The following is a 25,383-nucleotide window of genomic DNA, read 5'->3' as shown; positions in this document are numbered from 1 at the left end:
CTTTCATAAACGGGTCTCACATGGGGTAGTATGTGTCAAGTTTTCGGCAGTGGCCCCTCAGGCAGATTATGATAGGCTCGGGGGCGTATTGTCAGGTCAAAAAGAGCAGGTATTCGGCAAAATGGACAGGTTACCCGAGATTGCGTCCTTGTGGATTGGTGGCAAGTTGAGCTGGCTTGAACAGCTTTGCCTGAAGAGTTTTGCCGATCAGGGACATCACATCACGCTCTATTCCTATGAGCCGATCCCGAATGTGCCGCCGGGTGTTCACATCGCCAATGCCGCTGATATTTATCCTGCCGAGCCGATGCTGCGCCATGCGCGCACGGGCAGCCCTGCGATCCACGCGGATATGTGGCGGCTTAATCTGCTCAAAAAGACCGACAAGATCTGGGTTGATGCGGATATGTATTGCTACCGGCCCTTTGATTACAGCTCTCCCTATGTCTTTGGCTGGGAAAAGCCCGGGCTGGTGTGTAACGCGGTTCTGGGCTTGCCGTCGGACAGTAAGACGCTCAACGGTTTGCTGGAGTTTTTCGAGGACGAATATGCCATCGCCCCGTGGCTTAAGCCTGAGCAGATCGCCGAGCTTGAGGCCGAGCGCGATGCTGGCACGCCGGTTCATATGACGGAACAGACCTGGGGGTTCACAGGGCCGTCCTCTGTCACGCATTTTCTCATCGAGACCGGAGAGATCGAACATGCCCAACCCGAAGCGGCCTTCTATCCGGTGAGTTTCAAGGAACGAAACCACCTGATCCTGAGCCGGTTCAAGCCCGAAGAGCGGTTCACTGAAGACACCCGCGGGGTGCATTTCTGGGCACGCCGGATGAAGCCGCGCCTGGAGGAAAAGGAAAACAACACGCCGCGCCGTGGGTCTTTCATGGATGGGTTGATCAAGAAACATGCCATCGATCCCGCCGCAGCTCCTATTCCGGCCAAGAAGCCCAACGCCAATGCCAAAGCCCCTGTCACGGATCCGGCGTTTCAGGCCAAAATCGGATTGGAAGCTCTCAAGGGCGAATTGTCGATGGACAAGATTTGTCGGGATTTTCTTGTGGACAAGAAATTCGTCAAAGAATGCCGCGCGACCATTGAAGAGAAGGCTGTGACCCTGTTTGAGTAATTCAGACTGCAAATCGGTTCAGGGCAACGTGGCAGTCTTTGGAAAATCATAAAAGAGGGACGAACCTTGCTCAACGGGCTTCAGTATCGGACCGTAATTGGCACTTCAGAAGTCCGTTGAGGATATAATTGCGGCGGGCGATCATGGGACAGATCAAGCCCGCCGCTTACGACAAACCAAGCGCGATGGGGGGGGATGGTCCCGCGGCCTGTCGTATTCCTGTTTGATTTTATTAAGTCTAATGACCTGCGAACCTAGGGAGAGACCACGCTGGCTTCGCCGATGTCGACTGTATTCGTCGTCGTGTAGAAATTGGGGCGTTCTAGGTCGGATGCGATCAGGGCTTCTATGATGTCCGCTGTAGTGAAAGCGGGTTGTTCAGCCGTGTCATCAAATTCCGAAGCAATATCAACCTTTTCTGCACCCTGATGTTGATGGCGGTCCACTTCATCAATGGCGATTGCACAAAACGGGCCGGTGTCACTGTCTTCGGGCAGGGGCGCGGCGTTGGTCGCAAAGCTGTAGACGAGGGCCAATGTGGCGGAGAGGGGGAGTGTTTGCGCGGTCATTTGCGTCTCTCGGTGTGCATTCAGTTGCGATGCAGCCGGTATGCACTCTCTATGCGCAGTGAAATTGCAGGAAATTCGCAGATTTGATGCAGAGTGCAAAAAAATCCATTTTGTTTTCCAGAGGCCACAGAATTGCAACCTGAACCGGGAAGGCTCTCCTTCTGCGATCAGGTTTCATATGGTTTGTAATGTTGCTGAAAAAGTTTGGCCAAGAAGACGCGTGTGGTGGTGTGTTTGTCACTTATCCAGTGATCTTCGCACCAGATCGCCAAGAAGCAGGCTTCATAGGCTGCCGAAAGAAATTTCAGACGTAGATCATAGCTGCAAAAGGGGCCCCGCCCGAAACGTATCGGGCAGGGCCTATTCATCATCTTACGGGATCAACTGGTCGATGATCGCGTCGGCGGCTTCTTCCGGTGTCATTTTAGTCGTGTCGATCCGCAGATCCGGAGCCTCGGGATATTCATACGGGCTGTCGATGCCGGTGAAATTTTTCAACTCACCCGAGCGCGCTTTCGCATAGAGCCCTTTCACATCGCGGCTTTCGGCCACTTCCAGCGGTGTATCCACGAAGACTTCGAGGAACTCGCCTGGCTGCATCATGGAGCGCACCATGTTGCGTTCCGAGCGGAAGGGCGAGATGAACGCGGTGATCACGATCAGGCCGGCATCGGTCATCAGGCGCGCCACTTCGCCTACGCGGCGGATGTTTTCCACACGGTCGGCTTCAGTGAACCCCAGATCCTTGTTCAGGCCATGGCGCACGTTGTCCCCGTCCAGCAGGAAGGTGTGGCGGTTCATCCGCGCGAGCTTTTTCTCGACGATATTGGCGATGGTCGATTTGCCCGAACCGGACAGACCTGTGAGCCAGAGCACGGCCGGCTTCTGATGCTTCATCGAAGCGTGGTGCTCGCGGCTGATGTCTGTGGCCTGCCAGTGAATGTTCTGTGCCCGACGCAGGGCGAAGTGGACCATCCCTGCGGCCACGGTTTGGTTGGTGATCTTGTCGATCAGGATGAAACCGCCGAGATCGCGAGAGTCTTCATAAGAGGCGAAGGGGATTTCACGGTCGGTGGTGATATTCGCCACACCGATGGCATTCAGGTCTAGCGTTTTCGAGGCCAGATGTTCCTGCGTGTTGACGTTCACCTCGTATTTCGGCTCATGAACGGTGGCCGACACGGTCTGGGTGCCTATTTTCATCCAATATGCACGGCCGGGCAGCAAAGCGTGCTCGTCCATCCAGACCAACGTGCTTTCGAACTGGTCGGCCACTTCCAGCGGCGATTGGGCCGCGACAATGACCTGTCCGCGCGAACAGTCGATCTCGTCGGTGAGCGTGAGCGTGACGGATTCACCGGCCACGGCCAGATCCTGATCACCATCAAAGGTCACAATACGCGCAATCTTGGAGGTTTTGCCCGATGGCAGAACCCGCACTTCGTCACCCGGCTTGATTGTGCCTGACGCGATGAGGCCGGAGAAACCTCGGAAATCGAGGTTCGGGCGGTTGACCCACTGGACGGGCATACGGAAGGGCTCGGACTGTTCCAGAGCATCTTCGACCTCAACGGTTTCGAGCAACGGCAAGAGCGCGGTGCCCTCATACCAAGGGGTGTTGTCACTCGGGCCGGTGATGTTGTCGCCCTTGAAGCCGGAAATCGGGATTGCGGTGAACTCTTCGATCCCAATGCTGTCGGCAAACTCGCGATAATCGGCGACGATCTTGTCGAATTCGGCCTGATTGTAGTCGACAAGGTCCATCTTGTTGACGGCCAGAACGACATGGCGAATGCCCAGCAGCTTGACGATATAGCTGTGGCGGCGGGTCTGGGTCAGGATGCCTTTACGGGCATCAATCAGGATCACGGCCAAATCGGCGGTCGAGGCGCCTGTCACCATGTTGCGGGTGTATTGTTCGTGGCCGGGCGTGTCGGCGACGATGAACTTGCGCTTTTCAGTGGCAAAGAAACGGTAGGCTACGTCAATGGTGATGCCTTGCTCGCGCTCGGCGGCCAGACCGTCGACCAGAAGGGCAAAGTCGATCTCTTCGCCTTGCGTGCCGGAGCGTTTGCTGTCGGCCTCAAGAGCGGCGAGTTGATCTTCAAAGATCATCTTTGAATCGTAGAGCAGCCGCCCGATCAGTGTGGATTTGCCGTCATCGACGGAGCCACAGGTGATAAAGCGCAGCATGGTCTTGTGCTGATGGGTTTCGAGATATGCGTCGATATTCTCGGCGATCAGCGCGTCGGTTTTGTAGATAGGATCCGGGGTCGTCATGGGAATAGGTACCTGAACTGAAAGGGGCGATAGGAGGCGATCGGGACGCGCGAGGCGTCCTCAGAAATAGCCTTCCTGCTTTTTCTTCTCCATCGATGCCGTTTGGTCGTGGTCAATCGCACGGCCCTGACGCTCGGAGGTGGTGGTCAGGAGCATTTCCTGAATGACTTCGGGCAAGGTTTTTGCCTCGCTCTCCACCGCACCGGTCAGCGGATAGCATCCCAGTGTCCGGAACCGCACAGAGCGCATCACCGGCTCTTCGCCGTCGTTCAGCGGGAAGCGATCATCGTCGACCATCAGGATCAACCCGTCGCGCTCGACGGTCGGGCGCGGCGCGGAGAAATAGAGCGGAACGATCTCGATGCCTTCGAGATGGATATATTGCCAGATGTCCAGCTCGGTCCAGTTGGAGATCGGGAAGACCCGCATGCTCTCACCCTTGGACTTGCGCGCATTGTAGAGATGCCACAGCTCGGGGCGCTGGTTTTTCGGGTCCCAACGGTGATTGGCGGAGCGGAAGGAGAACACACGCTCTTTGGCGCGGGCCTTTTCCTCGTCACGGCGCGCACCACCGAAAGCGGCGTCAAACCCGTATTTGTCTAGGGCCTGTTTCAGACCTTCGGTCTTCCACATATCCGTGTGCAGCGAGCCGTGATCGAACGGGTTGATGCCGCGTTCCACCGCTTCGGGGTTCTGGTAGACCAGCAGTTCCATGCCCGCTTCTTTGGCCGCCTTGTCGCGCAGCTTGTACATGTCCTGAAACTTCCAGGTCGTGTCCACATGCAGGAGTGGGAAGGGCGGCGGGGCCGGATAGAAGGCCTTTTTCGCCAGATGAAGCATAACGGCGCTGTCTTTGCCGACGCTGTAGAGCATGACGGGATTTTCCGCTTCCGCGACAACCTCGCGCATGATGTGGATGCTTTCGGCTTCCAGATGCTGGAGATGGGTAAGGGTTTTGCTGGCCATCAGGCGTTCTCTGACTCTTCTGAATTGAACATTCCGCTCATTTAATCTTATCTAGCGGTCGAATAACCTCCCATATGGGAGCATCTGTCCTATGGAGCGGATATGCCGAGTGAAACCGAACTTCTGACGGCCCTGTTTGCCGCGGCCATGGGGGGGGCTTTATCCCCTCGCTCCGTGGCCGCGCCTGCAGATGAGGTTGCGACGTGGGAGGATTTCCTGTCGGTGCTCTTGGAAATGACCCATGCTGACACGGTGCAAATGCAACTGGTCGAAAATGGGCGGCCTCTTCAGTTCTGGCAGGTGGGGGAGGACAGGGATGGGCTAAACATGGCCGAGAGTGGCCAGATGCGCACAAGCCGAGTCTATTCCCGCTCCGATCTGCCTGCGGGACTGAGTTCCGCGAGCGAGACCTGCCCGTTACGTGCCCTGCGCTGGCGGTTCGGACCGGACGCGTGGGGCGTGATCACGCTCAGACGCCGAAGCGAGGATTTCCGCGCGATCGACGGTCAGCATATGTCCAATCTTTTGCCCTATCTCGGGCCCGCGGTGCAGGGCTGGCAAAAGCGTGCGCGTGAACGCTGGCGCGCCGCGCTGGAACACCGGATTTGCGCCGGTTTTGGCTCTGGTTGGGTCCTGTTTTCACCCTCGGGACTGGTCACGGATATGGCAGAGGGATTGGCTGAGAGACTTGAAGCCGTGGCCGGCATCCGCCTGAGCGCCGAGGGGCGGTTTTTGTTGTCTGAGGAAAACGCACGCGCTTTGCGGGAGGCACTTAGTGAATTGGCACGCGACTCGACTGGCACCCATGTTCTGTGGCTCTCCAGCGCGCCGCCGGTGCAGATGATGCTCTCTGTCGAAAACGGTGAACTTTTGGGCCGTATTCGTCATGAGATGAGTGCCCGCGCCCTCCCGCTGTCACAGGTCATGGCTGCATTCAACCTGAACCGCAGCGAGGCGCGACTGGCGGTAGCTCTGTGCGATGGCCTGAGCCTGTTGGAGGCGGCCGAGAAGCTAGGCTGGACCGCTGAAAGTACGCGTACCACCTCTAAGCGGCTGTTTGCTCGCATGGGAGTTAACAGCCAGCCTGCTGTTGTGCGAGCAATGTATCAGAGTGTGGTTTGGATGTGTTGATGATTGTACCTGAAAGCAGAGTCGTCATACATAGACACTGCACCCATGTGTTCATCGACAGTATCATAAGCAGCCGATGAGACGAATAGGGCATCGGTTTTTGACGTTATAAGCTCTGGGCCGTGGACAGTGAGATATCACGGAACATTAATGGTATGCATGTCAGAATTGATGCATTTAGCTTATAAACATACACATCGTCGAAAATTTTAACGCCAAATACAATCTATGATTGTATCCGATTTATAATTCATTGCAACGGGCATCAACGTATGCATTCGTTTTTTTCGGTGCGGTTTGGTGAGGCCTCATTATGAGATGTGGTTTGGTGGGCCTCATCATGACGTGCATTTCTGGGTTTTGGGGAGTGTGTGCATGTTTCGTGTATTGTGTTTTTTTGGACTGCATAAGTGGCGGGATAGTCATCGCATGCCTGAACGGGTTTGCACGAGATGCGGCAGACGGGAACATTCTTTATAAAGCGCCAAGCAGTTCCTGTGTGTGAACAATTCCATATCAAAAAGTTAAAGAATGCTCGGCCATCTGACTAGGCTTTCTCTCTTTAGTGACTTGGACGGCAAGCTCTATGGAATGGTCTTATGGCGGCAAACTGGCCTCATTTCGATCATTTTTCAGACAATTTACTCGACAATCACGGACCTTTCACGTCGTGCTTGTTTTAAATTTCACGATGAAAGTCGTGCCCTCTCCCAGAGTACTTTTGTAACTTATCGTCGCGTTATGTTGTGTTAATATCTGGCGACAAATATGCATGCCAAGTCCGGTTCCACCCGCCGGGCGAGTGTCGGAATTATCGACCTGTGTGAACAAGCCAAACACCATATCCTCTGCTCCCTCCGGAATGCCGACGCCGTGGTCTGTCACAGAGATTTGCGGTTCGCCTTCTACATAGTTCAGATCGACTTCGACCTGCCCGCCAGGATCGGAAAACTTGAACGCATTCGACAGCAGGTTGGCCATGACGCGGTCGAGTTGTTTACTGTCTCCTTGCACAACGCAGGCGTGGTGTGTCGACGCTGTGAACGTTAAACTGACACCCTTATCTGCAGCATAGCTTTGATAGCTGCTGACAGCCTCCTCAACCAACCCGAATAGATCCACCGGCACAAATGAGGCTCGATTAGTCTCGAAAGTTCCTTTTTGTATCTCCAGAATATCATTGACCAGTGACAGAAGCTTATCGCTATTTTGGTTGGCAATAGTGATAAGTTGATCGAACCGCTCGGGTGGGAAATCGAGCCCGCCGAACTTCAGCAATCCAAGCGCCCCTTTAATCGAAGTAAGTGGCGTCCGTAGTTCATGGCTGATTGTAGAGAGAAAGGTATTTCTTGCTTGTTCTGCGGCGATGAGCTTCTCCGTTTTGTGCCGCAAAGAGGCATTTAGGCCATTCATTTCTGCGTTTTGGGCATCAAGCTTTTGGGAATGATCAACCAAATCCAGATTTTGCCGGTGTGACACAAGAATAGCCGTAATCGCCGCTCCGATTTTGGACAGAGCCTCTTTGGTCTGCTCGGAATGAGTTCTGGGAACCGTGTCTATAACGCATACCGTTCCGAGACGGATTTCAGCTTCTGGTTCCAAAACTGCGCCCAAGTAAGACCGGACTTTCGGATCTTCTACAACAAACGGGTTCGAAGAAAACCGGACATCACAATGCGTATCGGGTATTTCAGTCTGTGAGCTGTTCACAATTGCATGCGCACAAAATGAAGCCTCTCGAGGCGTGCCTTTCAAATCCCCCAGCCCCACATTCGCCAGAAAGATTTGTTCGTCCTCAGTGATCAAGGTGACAATCGCGATTGGAACATTGGCCACACTTGCAGCCACCTCGCACAGTCCTTGGATTTCATCGTAAGGGTGTGACAAATCCAGCCCAAGGCTGCGCAGATACGCCACTCTTTCAGCTTCATTAGCTGGAATGGGACACGATGTGGAATTGGTAGACGAGACCTCGTCACCTATATCTGATACGTGCATCTATGAAACCCTCATTCAAAACAGGTGCAGGCCAAAAAAACTTCCATCTAGAAAAGTCCTGAACATGATTCAATCATAAGGCGTATCCCGCAAGGGATCTTCCGCCCGCAAGTTGAACTTCTTTTAACTTTTGCTGGCTGAAGCGCCCCCGACGCGGGCATGTTTTCATAGGCTTTCTCATGGGTCAATACATGATAAAGTATTTGTGTGCGCCTAACTTTTGCCTTAATTTATAATACGTTGAAAGATTATGCGCCACATGAATGCATCATAGGCAGGCAGCTTCTTCCAATTTATTGTGACGACTACAAAAACAAGTCTATGCGCTTTTTTTATGCAGGCTTCTAAGCTGGGCACCGCAGTCATCGTCACAACACAGGGAATAAGTTCAAAGACTTAAAAATAGAGCATTTTCGAGTGCATCTGGCACAGACTGGGCACGTCCAAGGGGAAATACGGCCAAAGCCGGTTTGTTGACGGAAAGTCCTCAGAGACAAATTTATGCTTCAAGAAGTCTCATTCTTATCGCCACGGCAACGGCTTCGACTGTTGTCATAACAGATAGTTTCCGGCGCAGGTTGCGGCTGTGCATATCGACGGTCGGCAGGGATATGTTCAGTCGATGCGCAATGCGGTCGCGGCGGAGGCCGGAGGCGGCCAGTTCCAGCACGGCGCGTTCACGGGCTGTTAATTTCGGATATGTAACCTCTTCGGCGCCTATCTCCGGGGACGACCAAAACAGAACTATGCGGGCCACACCGGCGCAAAGTGGTAAAACGTTAATCTGCAGGAGTGGGTCTTCGGTATTGTTGATCGGCGAGAGCACGGTCGAAACGGGATCAAACCTGTCACAGGCGGACTTGAGGGCCTGTAGGAACGGCTGTATCGGGGTGACAGTGAAAACCTCCGCACCATTATATGTGATATATGTGACGTAGTGCGGGTTCGCGTTCAGAAACTGTTGGGCCACAGCATTGCGTGAGAGGATCCGCGCTTCGGCATCGAGATCGAAATAGGCAAGATCCGCTCCCTCCGTATGAGCCGTGTAGCCCTCGGCTTGAAAACCGGCTGTCGCGTCCTTCATTTGCAACTCCATTGGCTGAAGTTCTCAGGCTTTTGGCCCTTCCATGGACAACGATAGAAGTCGCGTATTTATCCTTCGCCCCCCCAAAGGGGGGCGGGGTGCAAAAATGCGCAAAGCCGTGTCAAATTTAGGATTGGCAGCCTCAACAGTTGATTTTGACGAGGTTTCAGAGGATCGTGAACCTGTCTCGGAGGCGAAGACCATGTGTGGTGCGTTCGAGAAGCAAACAGCCACGCATTCACTATGGCGGAGCAATCGTTCGGTGCCCTCTTCCTCTCAATTCATTCAAGTTGTGACGAGTGTTCTGAAAAAGGACGCTCTGGCACTGCCGCCTGAAGAAGCGCTCTTACTGCAGCCGCAGGACGAGGCCCTCAGCGCGCGGTTCTTTTACCGGATCTTCTCGGGGTGCAGGCTTCCCGCCAATCTCTTTGACCGGCAAGGCAAGCGGCAAATCCACAATGTGGCTTCCGAGAGAGAGAGTGATTTCCCATCCGTCATCCGGATGCCAGAGCAATCCGCAAGCGGCTGCGCCTTTGTGGTTGAAGAGGACAGGCTATACTTCCTCTATGACCGGATGGAACGCTGGGCTGATGCTCCGGATCATGTGGCGCTGGTGGCTGTGCGGCTTGACCCTGAACGGATCGCCACCTTGGCCATGCAGGGGGGAGACACACGGTTTGCTCCATCCGAGTATCTCTTGCTTGCGCATTTGCTGACGGGCCTCGACCTCAAAACCGCAGCCGAGATTCTAGGCGCTTCTTATGACACCAAGCGCAAGCAAATTCAGATCATCCTGGATAAACTCGGCGCCAAAACGCAAACGGCGCTACTTAGAACATTATCCCTCGAAATCACGGGGGCGGTTCTCGATGAAATCCTGCCGCAGCAGAACCAAAGCCGCGAGACGGCCTTAATCAAGCGCCAGTTCGGCAGGGATGTGATCGCCCATAATATCTCGATCGGTGACGGTCCGGATATCCCTGTCTGGGAGTTCGGAGCACGGCGCGGGCAGCCGGTTTTGTATTTTCATAGCATGCTGGCCCCGATCGTGTTTCACGACGAGATGGTTGAACTGCTCAAGGCGCATGATCTTCGTTGGGTGATCGTGCCTCGGCATTTCCTCGAACTGGACGGGCGTGGAGATATTCAGGCGCGCCTGCACCGGCTGACACATGCGCTGGCAGAGACCGTGGAGTATCTGTTCGATGCGCCCCTAATCTGTGTTGCAGAAAGCGCGGGCGTGCCGTGGGCGGTGCATTTTGCCAAGCAGAATCCGGATCTGGTCTCCCGCCTCGTTCTGGCCGCCACACCGCAAGCGGTTCAGCCGGTCGAAACCTCGGACAGTTCCACACTCTTCGTCGAGATGTCGCAACGCTTGCGTCGGGACGAGCGGATCATCACGGGGCTAACGCAGATTTACAACGCGTTCAGCCGTGTTCCAGCTCTGGCCCAAAAGGGGCTGGCACATATGTATCGTAAATCTCCGCCGGATTCGGCCTGTCTCGATAGTTTGTTCCAAAAACCGCATCTGACCGAATGGCTGCGCCTGATCGCGAACCACGCCACGTTTGCGTCTATTGACGAGCTTAAAAACCTGCAACGTGACTGGCTGTCAGACCTTAAAATGATATCCTGTGAGATGATGTTCTTCCATGGAGAAGAGGATCCCATCAGCCCCATTGGCGACATTCGGGCGATTGCAGAGCATTTACCGGAGGCGCACTTCCATACGATTGAGAATGCCGGACATCTGGTGTTGTCGCAGCATTTTGGTTCGCTGCTGTCACAGATGACGGCGATGGATGGTTCTCCTGAACTGTCATCGTGATACGGACCCCGCAGACATTTCAAAACTGGTAGGACCATCCGATCCGGCAATCCGTCGATGTCGCCTCGTAGAGCGCAATGTTCGAGTTCTGGATTCTATAGCCGCATGACAGTTTCGGCGTTCCGCCCATAATCTTGATGCGCTTGTCGGAAAGAGAGACCCCAATCCGGTAGACTTCGTCCTGACGTGCGTAATCTACTGCGGAGAAATCACTGTCATAGTGCCGCAAGGTCGCGCTCAGGTTGACGCCGCCGCGTAAGGTGTCGGTGATGTTCGTGTCATATCCGGCGCGCATGGTGGTGCCCCAATAGCGGTGATAATCCAGCGAGGGCTTGGACCGCTCAATCGAACCGCCCAAGAAGAACAGAGCGCTGTTGTTAAACCTCTTGCTCCATCCCAGACCGAGAGAGGCGTAAGGGCCAGAGAGCGAGCCTTTGTCCAGATAGTCACGATATTCCGCCAGCCCATTGAGGCTGAGGCGGGTATCTTGAGGCAAAGCGCGGGACCAGTGCCCATGTATGCCTGAGGCAATGCGGTCCGAGCTATCCCCTTCAACATCTGTGTAATAGATACGATCGGCGTGTAGACCCACCCTCAGGTCTTGCGCTGCCTTCAGCCAAATAAGGTCCGCCGTGAGCCGCCCACGCCAATAGCGCAGTTCCGGCTCACCGTACCAAATACGATGGAGCGACGTGCCGAACTCAAGTGAAAACCCGTCCGCCAAAGACTGCCGGTACAGGCCTTTCACGCCAACATCGACACCTATGCCGGAGGTTTCATCCCCACCATCGTCGATCTCGAACCGTCCCAAAAGCGTGTCGAATACGGTCTGTGACGAGGTGTTTCGGATGTTCGTGCTTGGTAAGGCCGCGAAAGAGGCCGAGGCCACGAACGGGTAGCGGCTCTGTAACTTCGCAAGTGCCGCCAGATAATAGACTTCGTTTTGAGCTTGGTCTGGTTGCCTGAGCAAATAGCGAAGAAAGGCTTCGCCCCTGCGGACCTGTCCGCCCCGGGCAAAGGCTTCGGCCAGAGATAATTGCGCACGCGGATCTCGCGGGGCGATCCTGCGGGCTTTAGAGAAATAGACAATGGCTTTTTCCGGTGCATCTTTGGCCAGCGCCACCTGCCCAAGTTGCATGAGTTTGGCATAGGCTTCACGGGCCGTGATGGCGCTTTCTGCCTGCGCGCCGAGGCCGAGATTTATGAGCACCAATATCAGGGCGCATATCTGCCGTAAGGAAAAAAAACGCCCCATGATTACCCCGTTGCCATGTCATGCAGAACGTGCCGCGAGTTTCCTCGCAGCACGCTGAAACCATTCACTCGTTACGAACAGGTCATTCTTCGATCGCAGCGAAGCCGCCATCAGCCTCTTCATCATCGATATATCCATACACCTCACCGGTAACGGCGAGATCTCCATTGGCATCATAGAAGGTGCCCTCCATGGTCATGTCGACGACATTACTGTCGCCTCCTTCGACCAGATCACCCTGAAGACTGGCCTCCATAGTCGTGCCGGTGATATCGCCGTCGACGGTCAGTTCACCCGACAAAGTACCCTCAAGTTCGTCCGTATCCGAGACATAGAGCGCAAAGTTATCCGCGGTCCCTGTTATTGTATTCTCGTCGAAATCAGCTGTCAGAGCCAATTCGCCGATCGCTTCGAATACCTCTCCCCCTTCCTCTCCAAGATCTTCAAAGGCAATTGCACCCGCAAGCGTGGCTGTCCCGCTCATCATCTCTTCGGAGGCTTCTTCGAGTTCGCCCGCTTCTGCAGCATCGTACAGATCCGTGAGCTCTTCAAAATTCTCCGGAAGATCGACGTCATTGTCCCCTCCGCCCCCGAGACAAGCCGCCAATGGAAGAGTTGCGGCAGCAAGAGCCGCCATAGTGAAAAGTCGCATGAAGAGTTCTCCTAGTGATTGTGTCATGATCTGAAAACCGATCCTTCGAGATCATGAAAACTCTCCATTGTTTTGGCCGTAGAACAACCTATAGGAACTTGTAGGTTTACATCCGATTCTGGCCGACTGCAGCGGTATGCTCTTGCCAAACATCAATTCTCGGCTCTCTGGGAATAGGCCCGCGTCGGGGAGAGAGGGCAAGTGCGCATGGACTGGTTTGAAGCCTTGAAAAGCCTCTTGGTAGGTTTACAAGAAGCATCCTGACAGAAGCAGTTTAGGCACTGTGTCCAGGGCCGCTTCACTCTTACGGAATGACTGAAGCCGGGTAAAGCGCACGATCCGCATCGAACTCAATAGCACCTAGAATTTCGCCTAGGCTTTCTATCTGGGAACATTATAGAAACATTATGCACTTTCTGTTAATATAGATGCAGAAAAGGGGTCTGCCGTATGCTCGAAGCACTCGAGAAATCAGAAGATGCCGTTGCACTAATCGAGATGAAAAAGACTGACGACACACAGAACATGCACCGCTTCTATCGCATGTCGCTGCAAACTGACTTGTTCGGCAATATCAGTTTTTTGCGGGAATGGGGCCGCATCGGATCTCGCGGACAAATTCGCATCGACACCCATGAAGAAAAAGCCGCGGCAATCAAGGCCATGGTCAAACTCGCCACTGAAAAGCAGCGACGCGGGTATAGGCTTGCCTGCCGCCAAACAACACCGCCCGCGAGCGCTCGCGCTCAACCCGCCAGCCAATCCTAGCTTCTTTCCATTTAGTTGCGTGCCTTCTTGCAGATGCTAAGCTCCTCCTATGACTTATCGCACCCCCTCACGCCAGCCTGCGCCATCTCTTAAGTTGGCATCCTCGCCCCCGCGCTCTATGGACGACGGTTTGCGGCCAGGATCAGGCGCAGCGGATCAGGCAACACTTTACTCCCTCGCCTCACTTTTGTCTGAGCAGAACGGACTGGTCGAATTTCGAGATCATTTGCTCGTAGCCATTTCGCAGGCAGATATTTCTGGATTTGAAGGTACTAAACAGGCGCTCGTCGCTATGCTCAAGGACGTGGAAGACGAGTTGCAGAACATGTGATTTAATACCGTAACGCGTTACGCAACCGCCTGCCCGAAGGCGGAAGGAGCGGCGGATTGTCGCTAAATTTTAGTGTCTTTCGCCCCCTGAGAACTCTCCCCATGACCCGCCTCCAAGAAGCCGGGCGGATTAAGAGGATAATTTGCTCTCGCAACATGCAAAGTGAAACGATCGCAAAGGCTCTCACCGACCGCCAATCGGCTTAAATACTCACGGCGCTCCAACCCTTAGACGCAAGGGGCGTCCGCAGAGGCGATATGAGGGCCCTTGAGTGCTCTCCTAGGCCTATTTGGGTGCCGACGAGTTTTATTTTGGTCTTGGGGAAGACTATGTTGATACATCTTAGTACGTTGTTCAGTTTTGCCGGACCACTTCAAACATCCGGCATATCGCGGGATTGACAGGTTTGAAGCTGAAGACATCAAGACAATTTGAGGGATGCGCGTGCGCAGCGTGATTTCCCGTACCGAACGTTATCAACTACTAAAATCAAATCTGTAGACTTAGGTCATGATCATCGGATAAATCGGATTAACTGGGAGTAGGCTAGCAAGTATTGGGGGGTGGTTGCGGCGCATTCGAAAGGATAAAGAATGTTCGTCGGATTACTTTTTCTTTCAACTTTGGTAGCTGTAGTCATAACAGCTGTCGGAATTGTTTTGGGACTATCGACATGGGCTGTCCTTTGGCTTTTCCCTTGTGTTGGAACGGTAACGTTTTTCATGTTCGCTATCCTGATCTACATGCTCGGCATGAAGAGATCAGGCGAAACTGAACGGAGCACTAAGTTGCATTCAACGCGAATGAGTAGACGTGGAAATGATGAAGAACAGTAGTTTTAGAACAAATGACCTACCACTGAACTTTTATTTCGCGTAGCGGAGCGGACGATTAAGGTGTTCAGTGTCTGTGCGTAGTCTGCCTGGGTCACGTAATCTAAAGTCAAGTGCGGGCCGCTCGGTGTTGCAATCGGTAGCCCATGTGGCGATCACGACGCGTGCCTGAGCCTGGTTACGGCAAATTGGGGGCCACGCCATTGCAACGGACAAAGGCTGAAATTCTCTCTCCATCATAAAGAGTCTCGTTCACTATCCATGGATTTTCCACCGCGGACCAGCGCCGACGACGCCCCCTATCGGTAATAATTTCATCTCAGACACAAGAACGAGCTTAAGGCTATCCTTGGTCAGCCCAAGGTATTCGGTCGAAATGGAGGCTAGCTCACCCTTCGAAGCGGACGGGTCACATGGAGAACCAGCGGATTTTGGCTGATGTTTGAACGAGTTAAAATAGCCAATATAAAATTAGTGTTGTGAAAAGCTGGGCTAGTTCAAGTCATCTAAACTTTCTTTGAAATTCTGTAATTATATAATATTAAACAGATTAAATTTACACGGCACTTCATTGAGCGAAAAATTGGCCCAATTATATCGATGCACTTCGCACATCATGCAGATGCATAATTCCATCACCTCGACATCACGGTTGTCACACGCACGTGAGAGGATTGTGAAGATGGAGTGTAACCCTTATTATTTCTCTGGTGAGGGTTAGGTGTATTAAAAATGTCTGAATATGTTTGTTCAGGAATTATGTTTGAAGCTTGGGCTGCTTCCTTTGTAGTTTGCATCGGAATTTTGTTCATCAAAAAATTCCATCTAAAGTTTGTCGACAAACGGGGAGACACGGCTGCTATTCAAGCTGCACATTCCAGACCGACTCCGCGATTGGGAGGGGTCGCGATCCTAACGGGCATCATGTTTCTGAGCTTTTTAAATTTGATGGAGGACGCCCCTAATATTTGGCGTCTTTTTGTTCCCTTAACACCTATGTTCATTGCAGGCATTGGGGAAGATTTGGGATTCAACATATCCCCCAAAATACGTTTGATTGCTGCGGTCATATCCTCGCTAATCGGTGTATATCTTATGGGCGTCTGGATTCCACGGTCAGACATTCCAGGCTTAGATGCTCTATTTTTATTTTCTCCTTTTGCGATTTTCCTGACCGTAATCGCGACGACTGGAGTTTGTAACGCATTCAACCTTGTGGACGGCGTCAATGGCCTTGCGAGCATGATCTCTATTTCGGTTGCAGCTTCTTTGATGTTAATTTCTTTTTGGACTGATCAAACAGATATTCTTACTTTTAGTTTGATTGTGGTGGGTGCCCTGTTGGGGTTCCTAGTTTTCAATTTTCCGCATGGAAGCATTTTTATGGGCGATGCAGGGGCCTATGGGATCGGGTATCTCTTGGTTTGGCTTGGGATAATCATGCTAAACCGCATCCCTGAATTTACGCCTTGGGCTCTTCTCTTGATCTTCTTTTGGCCTGTTGCCGATACGATACTTGCAATCGTCCGCCGCCGCCGTGCCGGCAAACCAACAGATCAGCCCGACAGGTTGCACTTTCATCAATTGGTAATGAGGTCTCTTGAAATAGGGATGTTAGGCCGCGGTGCGCGCCATATCTCAAATCCACTTTCGACCTTGATCTTGTTGCCCATGTTTCTCGCTCCCCCTGCAATAGGGGTCCTGTATTGGGATAACCCTTTGGTAGCTGGAAGCGCACTGGCCTTCTTTTCTCTACTCTTTGTAGTCACTTATTTTATGGGGGTTCGTCTCGCACGAAATTTGCGCAGTAACATTTTCACAAAGCTTGTAAAGAAAATTTCGCGGGGTCATTTTCTGCGGCGCCACAGACATTCGTAAGGTAAGGTTTTATGAAGTTTAGTCCGCGCATGAGGGCGTTAACATCTCAATCAGGATACGCCCGATGATATAAGGGGAACGCTCCCTCAAATTTCTTCTCGTATCCTTAAGGCCTACAAATATGTAGCTGATGCTCAGCAAACAGTAAGTGTAGACCAAGATAAGCACATATGAGTATTATTCTAGGAAATAGAGCGCAAAACACGTGTTGCAACGCATAGTCATGATCGGCAATGTGCTTAAGTGGATGGACAGCGGTGGTGGGGTTTACAAAGTGATTAGAGACGTTCAGTCTAGGATGGTTTTTTCCATAAAAAATATTGCTAAGCGCTCCCTTCAAAACAGCTCCGTAATAACATTGGCGTGTTTCATTGCCTCCGCTCCCGCCATTGCCGACGAGTATCCTCCGATGACATTCGAGAGGAGCAAAACACTGAGCTATAATCTGTTCGGAGTGCCTGGTCTTATTGATATGCCGACGGCAGAGGTTGCTCGTGAAGGGGACTTGGCTGCCTCTGTTGTGCGTTTCGGCGGGACGACACGAACAAATTTAACCTTTCAAGTTACTCCACGTCTTTCCGGTAGCTTTCGCTATTCAAAGATTGATCCCTATTACGTAGGAGGTGGTGCGCTTTATGATCGGTCCTTTGATTTGAAATATCAATTAGCCGAGGAAGGCAACTGGCGGCCGTCTATCGCTATCGGGCTTCAGGACTTCATAGGCACCAGCGTATACTCGGGCGAATATCTTGTGGCAACGAAACATCTTACTCCTTCATTCGCTCTGACAGGGGGGCTGGGGTGGGGGCGGCTGGCGTCTTATGGCGCGTTTAGCAACCCGCTCTCAGCGCTAGATGACCATTTTGATATTCGCGCTGAGGGCTTTGAAGGCAAAGGGGGCGAGCCTGATCCTGGCCGATGGTTTACTGGGGATGCTGCATTTTTTGGTGGGGTAGCTTGGCGTGCCACAGACAAAATTCTTTTAAAAGCTGAGTATTCCTCTGATGATTTTGATAGTGAAACCAGTTCTGGGGCAAACGACTGGAGCAGCCCGTTGAACTTTGGCGTTGATTACCAACTCGCAAAAGATCTGTCAGTGCAGGGCTACTTTTTGCATGGTGAAGAGATTGGGGCATCGGTCACACTTCTGTTTAACCCGAAAGATCCGCCAGTTTACGGTGGAATTGAAGCCGCACCACCTCCTGTCGCAGTTCGGCCTGCTATCTCTTATGCTGATTTAGGGTGGCTTGAGGATAGTGTGCGTTCACAAGACAGCACACGAAAAACTCACGCCGCTTTGCAGGGTCTAGGCCTTGAGATGGAGGAGCTACATCTGGATGCGCACAGTGCCACGCTTTACCTTAGAAACGATAAGTATGGGGCATCGGCCGAAGCGATTGGCCGTGCTGCGCGTATTCTGACACATACGCTTCCAGCATCAATCGAAACATTCCAGATCGTTGCAACAGACAATGGTCAGCCGCGTTCCATGGTGACTTTACAGCGTTCGGATGTTGAGGATCTGGAATTGTCTCCTGGAGGCACAGAAGAAATCCTTGCGCGGGCTCGGATTGAAGAAGCCCCGCGCAAAAGCTTGACATGGGACAACCCTGCAGAACAAAGACCTCGGTTCTCTTGGGGCCTAGCCCCCTATTTGTCGCTGTCTTATTTTGATCCGGACCAACCGGTTAGAGCTGATCTAGGATTAGAGCTTTCTGCAGATTATTGGTTGGCACCAAATATTGTGGTGTCCGGGGCCGTTCGTAAGCGCCTAGTTGGCAATATTGAAGATATGCGGGAATCAAATTCCGTATTGGAACATGTACGTACGGATGCGGGCCTTTATGCGTCTGAAGGTGATCCAAGTATTGCGAATTTGACGATTGCCCATTTCGGTCGTCCTGCGCCGCAATTCTATAGCCGCGTTACATTCGGGTATCTTGAAACGATGTTCGCAGGCATTTCCGGGGAACTTTTGTGGAAGCCGGTCGACAGCCGCCTCGCTTTGGGTGCTGAGGTTAATTATGTAAAACAACGCGATTATGATCAGTTGTTTGGGTTGCAAGATTACGAAGTCGCGACCGGCCACCTTTCTGCCTATTACGATTTCGAAAACGGCTTTCTGACTCAACTTGATGTTGGTCGATATCTGGCTGGAGATACTGGTGCGACCTTAACTGTCGAACGCGAGTTCAAGAATGGGTTTAAGGTAGGAGCGTACGCGACTTTAACAGATGTTCCCTTCGATGACTTTGGCGAGGGATCATTTGACAAAGGGCTACTGTTCACCGTTCCGTTTGAAGTACTATTTGGCTCCCCCAACAGGCAACCATCAACTATTACTCTGAGATCTCTCGCGCGAGATGGTGGTGCACGTCTAAACGTAGCAGGCCGCCTTTATGAAAGTGTTCGTAAGGACCACAAAGTCGAACTTGTTGAAAGTTGGGGGAAGTTCTGGAGATGATCATCCATATGATGAACCGTACAGGCCTCAGCCTTTTACTTGGCCTCACTCTTTGTGCGTGTGGCACTCAAGAGAAATCGTCTCTGGCTCTGACGGTGAGTCAATATGCGTCGCGGATTTTGGGTGGAGGGGCGTCACAAGATGCAATGACAATGGGGCAGCTACGCGCGATCTTGACACCTGAAGTCGTCGATCAATTTGGCGGATCTGTTTTACTTGTGGAAACTGTTGATAAGGGCACCGCAGCTGGCTTTCTTCCCGTAGCTATCAATGGTTCAGCCACCACTTGGATGACACAGGACGGTCAGACAAGCGTTAGCACCAGAAACGGCGCATTGATCGCAACGCGAGGTTTTGGGTTTGATCTTTTATCAGCGGAAACGCCGCCTTCGTTTAAATGGGGAGAGACGCCAAGTTCACGGGATCGAAAATTTCGGCATCTGGATGGAGAAAACCAGGTGGTGGCGACGCGCTATACTTGTGACTATTCACGAGATTCGACCAAAATAAAGGAACATTGCCACAGCGCGAAACATGACTTTGTTAATGCCTACGAAGTCACCAAAACAGGTAAAGTGTTGCATTCGCGCCAATGGATCAGCCCCCAGATCGGCTATGTTGTTCTGGAGACGGTCAATTGAATAAAGCTTTGTTGCAAGGTTTGCGGCTCATATGTATCCTGTGAATGTATAAAATGAGTTTAAAAACTCCATTAAAAGGTAACTGGAGAGATATCATGAAACATCTTCTCATCACTGCGGCTCTCGCGGGCTCAATGGCTGCTTCCGGCGCTCTTGCTGGTGGCTACGAACTTCCTATTCAGGAACAAGAGCCTGTTGTTATTGAAGGCGCTCAGCCCGTCTCCTTGGGCTCTGTTGCGCCTTATGCAGGTGTCGGCGCTGCGGTTTTGCTCGTCGCCCTTATCGCTTCGGGTTCCGATTCTGATTCCAGTACGACTGGAAGCACCGACTAATAATTTGACCTCTGATTGTAGAGCTCCAATTATTCATAGCACTAACACGCTATCGATATACAACAACCTTCATGCATCACCTATTGTGCCGATGCATGAAGGTTTTTTTATATCGAGATCCCAAGTCTTCATTGGTCAGGAGCCGAGTTGAGACACTTAAATATTGGTTGTGTTCCATGCTGGGACAGCATCACCCGCAAGCCGCTTCCTACTTTGTTATCAGATGACTGACTTCTCTTCGGATGCATAGTGCATATCAGGGGCGCACTGGATATCTTGGATAATTCGCCCGCCAGGGGTTTTGATTGGTTGTCTAATGCACACTTCTTACCAATAATGAAGACCCCGAAACACTCTCTTATCAAGTGCTGTCTAACAGGCTTTCCATAAATCCAGTTTCATATGGATGAGTGAGTGGATAAGAAGAAAATTAGAAATATCTGCATTGTAGGACAGTTGAAGGCCCGTATGAGTAAAAACGATAAGCCTATTGCGCACAATGAGCAGCCAAACATAGATATCGCTGGCCCAGCTCAAATGAAGCTGCGGCATTTCAGAATCATACATTCGTTTGTTCTTGCGGTGGTTGTGCCGATTTTCCTTTCTGGTGTTTATCTGTGGGGTTTTGCTAAAGATCAGTATCTCTCCAGCATGTCATTTTCGGTGCGTACGGAAAGCTTACAATCGGCAACAGATTTGCTTGGTGGCCTCTCGTCTATTACAGGGAGCAGTTCAAGCGATGTCGATATTGTAACACAGTATATTGCCAGCAGCGATTTAGTCCAAATCGTGAATGAGAAGATCGATCTTCGTGCGAAATTCTCCACTGCTTGGCCTATGGATTTTATTTATGCATTTAACCCAAAGGGTGAATTTGAGGATTTGCTGGAATATTGGAACAATAATGTTACGACACGCTCGGAAAATGGCATCGTAACGCTAACCGTACGCAGTTTCGATCCGGAAACTTCTTACGAGATAACTCGTATTGTTTACGAAGCAAGTCGTGAACTGATCAATCGACTTTCTGATGAAGCGCATGCAGATGCTACTCGCTTTAGCCGTGAGGAGCTTCGTGCTGCAGAGGAGAGGTTAACGCAAGCCCGTGAGGCAATGACCAATTTTCGCCTGGAAGCACAAATTATTGATCCTAACGCTTCACTTCAGGCTCAAATGAGTCTTCTCACCGAACTTCAGGTTCAATTGTCTGAAAATGAGGTGCAAAAGGACCTCCTGAGCCGAACCGCACAAGCAAATGATCCGCGCCTCAACGAGCTCAACCGAAAGATTTCGGCGCTTCAGGCTCAAATTGCAATTGAACAGCAGAAGTTCGGACGCGGAGGCATGGGGCCGGGAGGGGAGAGTTACGCTACGCTTTTTGCCCGCTATGAAGGTCTGTCCTCAGACTTGCAATTTAGCGAGGAAGCCTATCGCTCTGCGCAACTGGCCTATAGCTCTGCGATTGCAGAAGCCAAACGCAAGGCGCGTTATTTGGTAGCCCATGTGCAACCGACTATTGCAGAGAAAAGCCTTTATCCGCAACGGATGATGCAGTTGCTCGTTATTGGACTTTTTGTCATGTTAGTTTGGTCTGTCGGGCTGTTGATTTTTTACAGCATCAGGGATCGTCGTTAAATCATGATTGTCTGCGAAAATGTCTGGAAAACTTTCCGCACTCAAGGGAAGAAAAAGGCTGTCGCCAAGGGCATCAACGCTGTGTTCCCGACAGGGGTAGCCGTTGCTATTCTTGGCCGTAATGGCGCGGGTAAATCTACTTTGATGAATCTGATTGCGGGCAGCCAAAAGCCCACACGCGGTCGTATCTGGAGTGATGGTACGATTTCTTGGCCCGTTGGTTTCGCAGGATCTTTTCACGGAGAACTGACCGGTGCGCAGAACACGCGCTTTATTGCGCGGGTTTATGGTGTGGATACAGATATGTTGAGCGACTTCGTTGAGGATTTTGCCGAATTAGGCCCGAATTTCCATTATCCGTTTCGCACTTATTCATCAGGAATGCGATCACGGCTTGCTTTCGGAATTTCTATGGGCATTCGTTTTGACACTTATCTCGTAGACGAAGTTACAAGTGTGGGTGACCAGAGGTTCAAAGACAAAGCATCCAAAGTTTTTCATCAACGTATCGGAGCCTCAGGAGCAATCGTTGCGTCACATTCCACGAATATTATTCGTGATTTATGCAGCAAGGCGGCTGTTCTGGAAAACGGCACTTTGACTATGTATGACAACGTGGAAGACGGCATTGCGCATCACATGGAAAATATGAAGAAATGAGCGATCCGAATACCATTGAAACGCTTGAACAAGACGGAATGCGTGCTCGGAAATTCAGGACGGGTCGGACCATTTTTGCTTTGCTTATGCGTGAGATGTCGACCTCATATGGAAAATCTCCCGGCGGCTATGCCTGGGCGGTGCTCGAGCCGGTCATGGCGCTAACCGTACTTTCTACGATTTTCTCGCTTATCTCGAGATCCCCAGCATTAGGAGATAGCTTTCCGCTCTTTTATGCCACGGGGTATCTGCCATTTATGCTGTTCCACGACATCGCTAATAAGACAGCTACTTCTCTAAACCACTCACGGCCGCTGCTAAAATATCCTGCTGTAACGTTTATGGACGCACTGCTCGCGCGAGCGCTATTGCATTTCCTTACCCACACGCTGGTTGGCTATATAGTTTTTTTCGGAATGATCATCATTCTCGACTTGAAAATCAGCCCTGACTTCCGCTTTGTCGCCCTCAGTTATCTTCTAGGGACATTGCTCGGTTTTGGTGTTGGCTGCTTTAACTGCTATGTGATGATGAGTTTTCCGGTGTGGGAGCGGGTCTGGCAAATACTCACTCGCCCCCTGATCTTTATATCCGGCATGTTTATCCCCTTTGAAATGATGCCGGAAATTGCTCAGGATATTCTTTGGTGGAACCCTCTTATGCACGTTACCGGCTTCCTGCGAAAAGGAATGTATGCTCCTAGCTACACTGGAGAATATCTCTCCTTTGCCTTTCCGGCGACAGTTGCTCTGGCTCTTATGGCTCTGGGCTTACTGCTTTTGTGGCGGAACCATCAGAACTTGCTAGAGAACTGACCAAAATGTCCCCTCAGTCAGGGAGACCTGCCCCCGACGAAATCCATGCGAGCAGAACCGAACCTATGGAAACAGCCGACTTAAGTCTACGGCTGAGCACCATTAAAAATGTGGGAATTCCCGGACCACTTCAATCTTTCAAAAATGATTGCGAGGGAACTTAGTCTGCGAAGATTTAAGGTAGCTCTCAGGTCCATTGCGAATTTTTGAAAGGGTACTTTCAATTTCCTTCTGTGTTGCCTTTGCCCCTGAAAATTTTGCTAGATATTTTACAAAATTTTCAGGCATTCCAATAGCCTTTTCGTAGCTCACCAGCATCACAGGCGCATCAATTCGCAGTGAAAAATCAACCAAACTTCTAAGCCTATCAGTTGCTTTTAAAAGTTGATCTCGGACTGGAAAATCCATTGATACGTTGTTTCTCTTCGCAACCGCAAGAGGATCTCGAAACATAACAACAAATCTTGGATTTCTAAATTTATCAATGTTTTTCTCAAGAAGGTTCCAAGCAAGAGGGCGCTTAAATCCCCATACATCAAAACGATGGTTATAATCGTCTATTACATCTGATAATTTCTCTTTTTGTTTCTCAAGCGCGGCAGCTAGTCGTGTATCTTCAAAGACATCTTTACGAACGCCGTCACCCATGAATATACCAAGGTGGTATAGAGCCGTGGCTGGCATAGTAGTGCCAGATCGAGGCACCCCAATAATCAGTGTAGTCCGTTTTATAGGATTATTGTCGTCTCCGCAGATGACGACGCCATCGTTTTCAAGCTGGTTAAGGTCCATACTAATTACCTTCGTATGTTTCTAAGCGTCAATTGAGCCGGCCACGTTTTTATTCTGATCTTGTATTTATTGAGACGAGCTATATTCTAGGATACCCTAATCAACTTAGAGGTTTCAATGATAGTCAGTCTCCTTTGTTGCCGTAGCTGCGATCAAAGAAGCGGCATCTGAGCCTGACAGGTCCAGGTTAACTTTTTTATTTAATACGCCGACCTTCTTTGATTCCATGTAAAAGGTAGTGCTTATAAGGATTTACACCGGCAGCTTTCACGTCGGGGTTTAATTTTAGATACAAATCGGAATCGAACATGATTGAAGTCTTGGAGCATAAATCTACGAAGGACATGAAATATCGGGCTAGCAAAAACTTTGTGTCTTGAGGAACGAAAGCAAGGCCACATTCACGTTTAAGATAGTCGCCTATTTTGGCAATAGTATCTGGGGCTAGTGTACTCAGATAAGCATCCAGCTCTTTCACCGAGAATGGTGCAACAGAAGTTATGGACATTCTGAAATCAATGCCTGTTTCTGAATACAGCCAATCAACATCTGCAAAATCTATACAACTAGACACAAGAGGGGCGGGCAGATCAAATTTCCCAGGAAAAGTTTCTCGAACATGATTAACCATATGTTGGCGTGTTCGCACTAAATTACGACTTTTATCAAAAGGTGAGACCAATTGATTTAGAAGATATAAAACCTTAATTGCTTCCGTTGATAATGTTTCATTGGAGTCCCTCCCGTATTGAGGCGGACGGACGCCAACAAGCTTTGCAAAATCCTGGACTATATCGTGTTCAAATAGCTCTGCACGTTCGAATTTCTTAACCGTGACGTTCTCTCGTCCAAAAACTTCTATAAACTTTTGAATTCTAAACCTGTATTGAGGCGGCAGTGGCTTACTTGTTTTAATGCCGCTTTTAATATTTTCTTGAAAGTTGCTTTGGATAAAGGACACTGGATCTCTGACATACACAATGACTTGAATATTAACTTCAGATCCAAACTTTTTATTAAGTTTCTCCACTGCCGAAGGAGGTAAAATGGATATATCTTCTCCAGATATAATAATATCTTTTTGCTCTTTAGAAGACAGTTCTCTCTCGATTGTTCTGAGGCATTCTATTCTTTTGCGCTCAATTTGTTCCGCTGTCAGATTGTTCGTTTTCCAAATGTGATAATGTTGATGCTGTCCTGAGTAAGCCGTAAAAAAGGGGATTGAATGATTTTCATATCCCAAATTGGCGTATTTGGTGTAACCATTATCAAAGCCGTTGAAAGCTGATTGGATCGCGGTTGATCCCGTTTTATGCATGCCAATATGGAGATATATGGTTTTCAT

21 protein-coding genes and 1 pseudogene are annotated in these 25,383 nt (G+C 50.9%); 12 read left to right on the top strand and 10 right to left on the bottom strand.

All coding sequences use genetic code 11. The features are described from left to right. Nucleotides 1-121: 121 nt before the first annotated feature. Nucleotides 122-1,126, top strand: coding sequence for a hypothetical protein (locus tag KO492_RS04195; protein WP_216043817.1), 1,005 nt, complete (start codon nt 122-124; stop codon nt 1,124-1,126). Between the two features lie 254 nt (nt 1,127-1,380). Here the strand turns inward: KO492_RS04195 and KO492_RS04190 are convergent, their stop codons facing one another. The 3 genes from KO492_RS04190 to cysD form a co-directional block, all read right to left on the bottom strand. Beyond that, nucleotides 1,381-1,695 carry a hypothetical protein gene (locus KO492_RS04190; RefSeq protein ID WP_216043816.1) on the bottom strand — a complete coding sequence of 105 codons (315 nt, stop codon included), beginning with the start codon at nt 1,693-1,695 and terminating at the stop codon, nt 1,381-1,383. Between the two features lie 372 nt (nt 1,696-2,067). Continuing rightward, a complete protein-coding gene (gene cysN, locus KO492_RS04185) occupies nt 2,068-3,975 on the bottom strand; it encodes a sulfate adenylyltransferase subunit CysN (protein ID WP_216043815.1) in 1,908 nt (635 codons plus the stop codon). A gap of 60 nt (nt 3,976-4,035) precedes the next feature. Then, nucleotides 4,036-4,941, bottom strand: coding sequence for a sulfate adenylyltransferase subunit CysD (gene cysD, locus KO492_RS04180; protein ID WP_216043814.1), 906 nt, complete (start codon nt 4,939-4,941; stop codon nt 4,036-4,038). A 102-nt stretch (nt 4,942-5,043) separates the two neighbouring features. Here cysD and KO492_RS04175 point away from each other — a divergent pair, with 102 nt between their 5' ends. After that, nucleotides 5,044-6,072, top strand: a complete 1,029-nt coding sequence (locus tag KO492_RS04175) for a helix-turn-helix transcriptional regulator (RefSeq protein ID WP_216043813.1) — start codon at nt 5,044-5,046, stop codon at nt 6,070-6,072. A 663-nt stretch (nt 6,073-6,735) separates the two neighbouring features. On the opposite strand, the gene KO492_RS04170 is transcribed toward KO492_RS04175, so the two are convergent. Beyond that, a complete protein-coding gene (locus KO492_RS04170) occupies nt 6,736-7,989 on the bottom strand; it encodes a sensor histidine kinase (protein ID WP_216043812.1) in 1,254 nt (417 codons plus the stop codon). Between the two features lie 580 nt (nt 7,990-8,569). Further along, nucleotides 8,570-9,154, bottom strand: a complete 585-nt coding sequence (locus KO492_RS04165) for a helix-turn-helix transcriptional regulator (RefSeq protein WP_216043811.1) — start codon at nt 9,152-9,154, stop codon at nt 8,570-8,572. 262 nt (nt 9,155-9,416) lie between these two features. On the opposite strand from KO492_RS04165, the gene KO492_RS18855 reads away from it, so the two are divergent. Then, nucleotides 9,417-10,982, top strand: a complete 1,566-nt coding sequence (locus KO492_RS18855; protein WP_216043810.1) for an alpha/beta fold hydrolase — start codon at nt 9,417-9,419, stop codon at nt 10,980-10,982. 19 nt (nt 10,983-11,001) lie between these two features. Here the strand turns inward: KO492_RS18855 and KO492_RS04155 are convergent, their stop codons facing one another. Further along, nucleotides 11,002-12,237: a porin family protein gene (locus KO492_RS04155; RefSeq protein WP_216043809.1), complete on the bottom strand. Its 1,236-nt coding sequence runs from the start codon at nt 12,235-12,237 to the stop codon at nt 11,002-11,004. Nucleotides 12,238-12,319: 82 nt separating this feature from the next. Then, nucleotides 12,320-12,889, bottom strand: a complete 570-nt coding sequence (locus KO492_RS04150) for a hypothetical protein (protein WP_216043808.1) — start codon at nt 12,887-12,889, stop codon at nt 12,320-12,322. A 450-nt stretch (nt 12,890-13,339) separates the two neighbouring features. Between KO492_RS04150 and KO492_RS04145 the strand changes: the two genes are divergently transcribed. Together KO492_RS04145 and KO492_RS04140 are read left to right on the top strand one after the other, a co-directional pair. Further along, complete coding sequence (locus KO492_RS04145; protein WP_216043807.1) at nt 13,340-13,657, top strand: WGR domain-containing protein; 318 nt, start codon at nt 13,340-13,342, stop codon at nt 13,655-13,657. Nucleotides 13,658-13,706: 49 nt separating this feature from the next. Next, on the top strand, nt 13,707-13,988 hold the full coding sequence (locus tag KO492_RS04140; RefSeq protein WP_216043806.1) for a hypothetical protein: 282 nt from the start codon (nt 13,707-13,709) through the stop codon (nt 13,986-13,988). 1,017 nt (nt 13,989-15,005) lie between these two features. Here the strand turns inward: KO492_RS04140 and KO492_RS18625 are convergent. Next, a pseudogene (locus tag KO492_RS18625) lies at nt 15,006-15,134 on the bottom strand (IS3 family transposase); the annotation flags it as partial. Between the two features lie 419 nt (nt 15,135-15,553). Between KO492_RS18625 and KO492_RS04135 the strand changes: the two are divergent. The 7 genes from KO492_RS04135 to KO492_RS04105 all read left to right on the top strand — a co-directional run bounded on the left by KO492_RS04135 (nt 15,554) and on the right by KO492_RS04105 (nt 23,246). Beyond that, a complete protein-coding gene (locus KO492_RS04135; protein WP_216043805.1) occupies nt 15,554-16,699 on the top strand; it encodes a glycosyltransferase family 4 protein in 1,146 nt (381 codons plus the stop codon). Between the two features lie 223 nt (nt 16,700-16,922). Continuing rightward, nucleotides 16,923-19,163 (top strand): YjbH domain-containing protein, encoded by a 2,241-nt coding sequence (locus tag KO492_RS04130; protein WP_252735284.1) that lies wholly within the window; start codon nt 16,923-16,925, stop codon nt 19,161-19,163. Continuing rightward, entirely contained in the window at nt 19,160-19,804 is a 645-nt protein-coding gene (locus tag KO492_RS04125; protein WP_216043804.1) for a YjbF family lipoprotein, read from the top strand. Before KO492_RS04130 ends, KO492_RS04125 begins: the two co-directional genes overlap by 4 nt. Before the next feature lie 95 nt (nt 19,805-19,899). Then, entirely contained in the window at nt 19,900-20,136 is a 237-nt protein-coding gene (locus tag KO492_RS04120; protein ID WP_216043803.1) for a hypothetical protein, read from the top strand. Nucleotides 20,137-20,550: 414 nt separating this feature from the next. Further along, on the top strand, nt 20,551-21,771 hold the full coding sequence (locus KO492_RS04115) for a hypothetical protein (RefSeq protein WP_216043802.1): 1,221 nt from the start codon (nt 20,551-20,553) through the stop codon (nt 21,769-21,771). A gap of 3 nt (nt 21,772-21,774) precedes the next feature. After that, nucleotides 21,775-22,431, top strand: coding sequence for an ABC transporter ATP-binding protein (locus KO492_RS04110; protein WP_216043801.1), 657 nt, complete (start codon nt 21,775-21,777; stop codon nt 22,429-22,431). After that, nucleotides 22,428-23,246: an ABC transporter permease gene (locus tag KO492_RS04105; RefSeq protein WP_252735282.1), complete on the top strand. Its 819-nt coding sequence runs from the start codon at nt 22,428-22,430 to the stop codon at nt 23,244-23,246. Before KO492_RS04110 ends, KO492_RS04105 begins: the two co-directional genes overlap by 4 nt. Before the next feature lie 138 nt (nt 23,247-23,384). On the opposite strand, the gene KO492_RS04100 is transcribed toward KO492_RS04105, so the two are convergent. Beyond that, a complete protein-coding gene (locus KO492_RS04100; RefSeq protein ID WP_216043800.1) occupies nt 23,385-24,038 on the bottom strand; it encodes a hypothetical protein in 654 nt (217 codons plus the stop codon). A gap of 196 nt (nt 24,039-24,234) precedes the next feature. Next, nucleotides 24,235-25,383, bottom strand: coding sequence for a hypothetical protein (locus KO492_RS04095; RefSeq protein ID WP_216043799.1), 1,149 nt, complete (start codon nt 25,381-25,383; stop codon nt 24,235-24,237).

The sequence above is a fragment of the Celeribacter halophilus genome (genome assembly GCF_018860305.1).
GTDB classification, from domain to species: domain Bacteria; phylum Pseudomonadota; class Alphaproteobacteria; order Rhodobacterales; family Rhodobacteraceae; genus Celeribacter; species Celeribacter halophilus_A.
This window is presented reverse-complemented; position numbering and strand designations above follow the sequence as displayed.

Coding starts and splice junctions, on each gene's coding strand:
- KO492_RS04195 (WP_216043817.1), top strand. CDS start 122: ATGGACAGGTTACCCGAGATTGCGTCCTTGTGGATTGGTGGCAAGTTG.
- KO492_RS04190 (WP_216043816.1), bottom strand. CDS start 1,695: ATGACCGCGCAAACACTCCCCCTCTCCGCCACATTGGCCCTCGTCTAC.
- cysN (WP_216043815.1), bottom strand. CDS start 3,975: ATGACGACCCCGGATCCTATCTACAAAACCGACGCGCTGATCGCCGAG.
- cysD (WP_216043814.1), bottom strand. CDS start 4,941: ATGGCCAGCAAAACCCTTACCCATCTCCAGCATCTGGAAGCCGAAAGC.
- KO492_RS04175 (WP_216043813.1), top strand. CDS start 5,044: ATGCCGAGTGAAACCGAACTTCTGACGGCCCTGTTTGCCGCGGCCATG.
- KO492_RS04165 (WP_216043811.1), bottom strand. CDS start 9,154: ATGAAGGACGCGACAGCCGGTTTTCAAGCCGAGGGCTACACGGCTCAT.
- KO492_RS04155 (WP_216043809.1), bottom strand. CDS start 12,237: ATGGGGCGTTTTTTTTCCTTACGGCAGATATGCGCCCTGATATTGGTG.
- KO492_RS04150 (WP_216043808.1), bottom strand. CDS start 12,889: ATGCGACTTTTCACTATGGCGGCTCTTGCTGCCGCAACTCTTCCATTG.
- KO492_RS04145 (WP_216043807.1), top strand. CDS start 13,340: ATGCTCGAAGCACTCGAGAAATCAGAAGATGCCGTTGCACTAATCGAG.
- KO492_RS04140 (WP_216043806.1), top strand. CDS start 13,707: ATGACTTATCGCACCCCCTCACGCCAGCCTGCGCCATCTCTTAAGTTG.
- KO492_RS04135 (WP_216043805.1), top strand. CDS start 15,554: ATGTCTGAATATGTTTGTTCAGGAATTATGTTTGAAGCTTGGGCTGCT.
- KO492_RS04130 (WP_252735284.1), top strand. CDS start 16,923: ATGATCGGCAATGTGCTTAAGTGGATGGACAGCGGTGGTGGGGTTTAC.
- KO492_RS04125 (WP_216043804.1), top strand. CDS start 19,160: ATGATCATCCATATGATGAACCGTACAGGCCTCAGCCTTTTACTTGGC.
- KO492_RS04120 (WP_216043803.1), top strand. CDS start 19,900: ATGAAACATCTTCTCATCACTGCGGCTCTCGCGGGCTCAATGGCTGCT.
- KO492_RS04110 (WP_216043801.1), top strand. CDS start 21,775: ATGATTGTCTGCGAAAATGTCTGGAAAACTTTCCGCACTCAAGGGAAG.
- KO492_RS04105 (WP_252735282.1), top strand. CDS start 22,428: ATGAGCGATCCGAATACCATTGAAACGCTTGAACAAGACGGAATGCGT.
- KO492_RS04100 (WP_216043800.1), bottom strand. CDS start 24,038: ATGGACCTTAACCAGCTTGAAAACGATGGCGTCGTCATCTGCGGAGAC.
- KO492_RS04095 (WP_216043799.1), bottom strand. CDS start 25,383: ATGAAAACCATATATCTCCATATTGGCATGCATAAAACGGGATCAACC.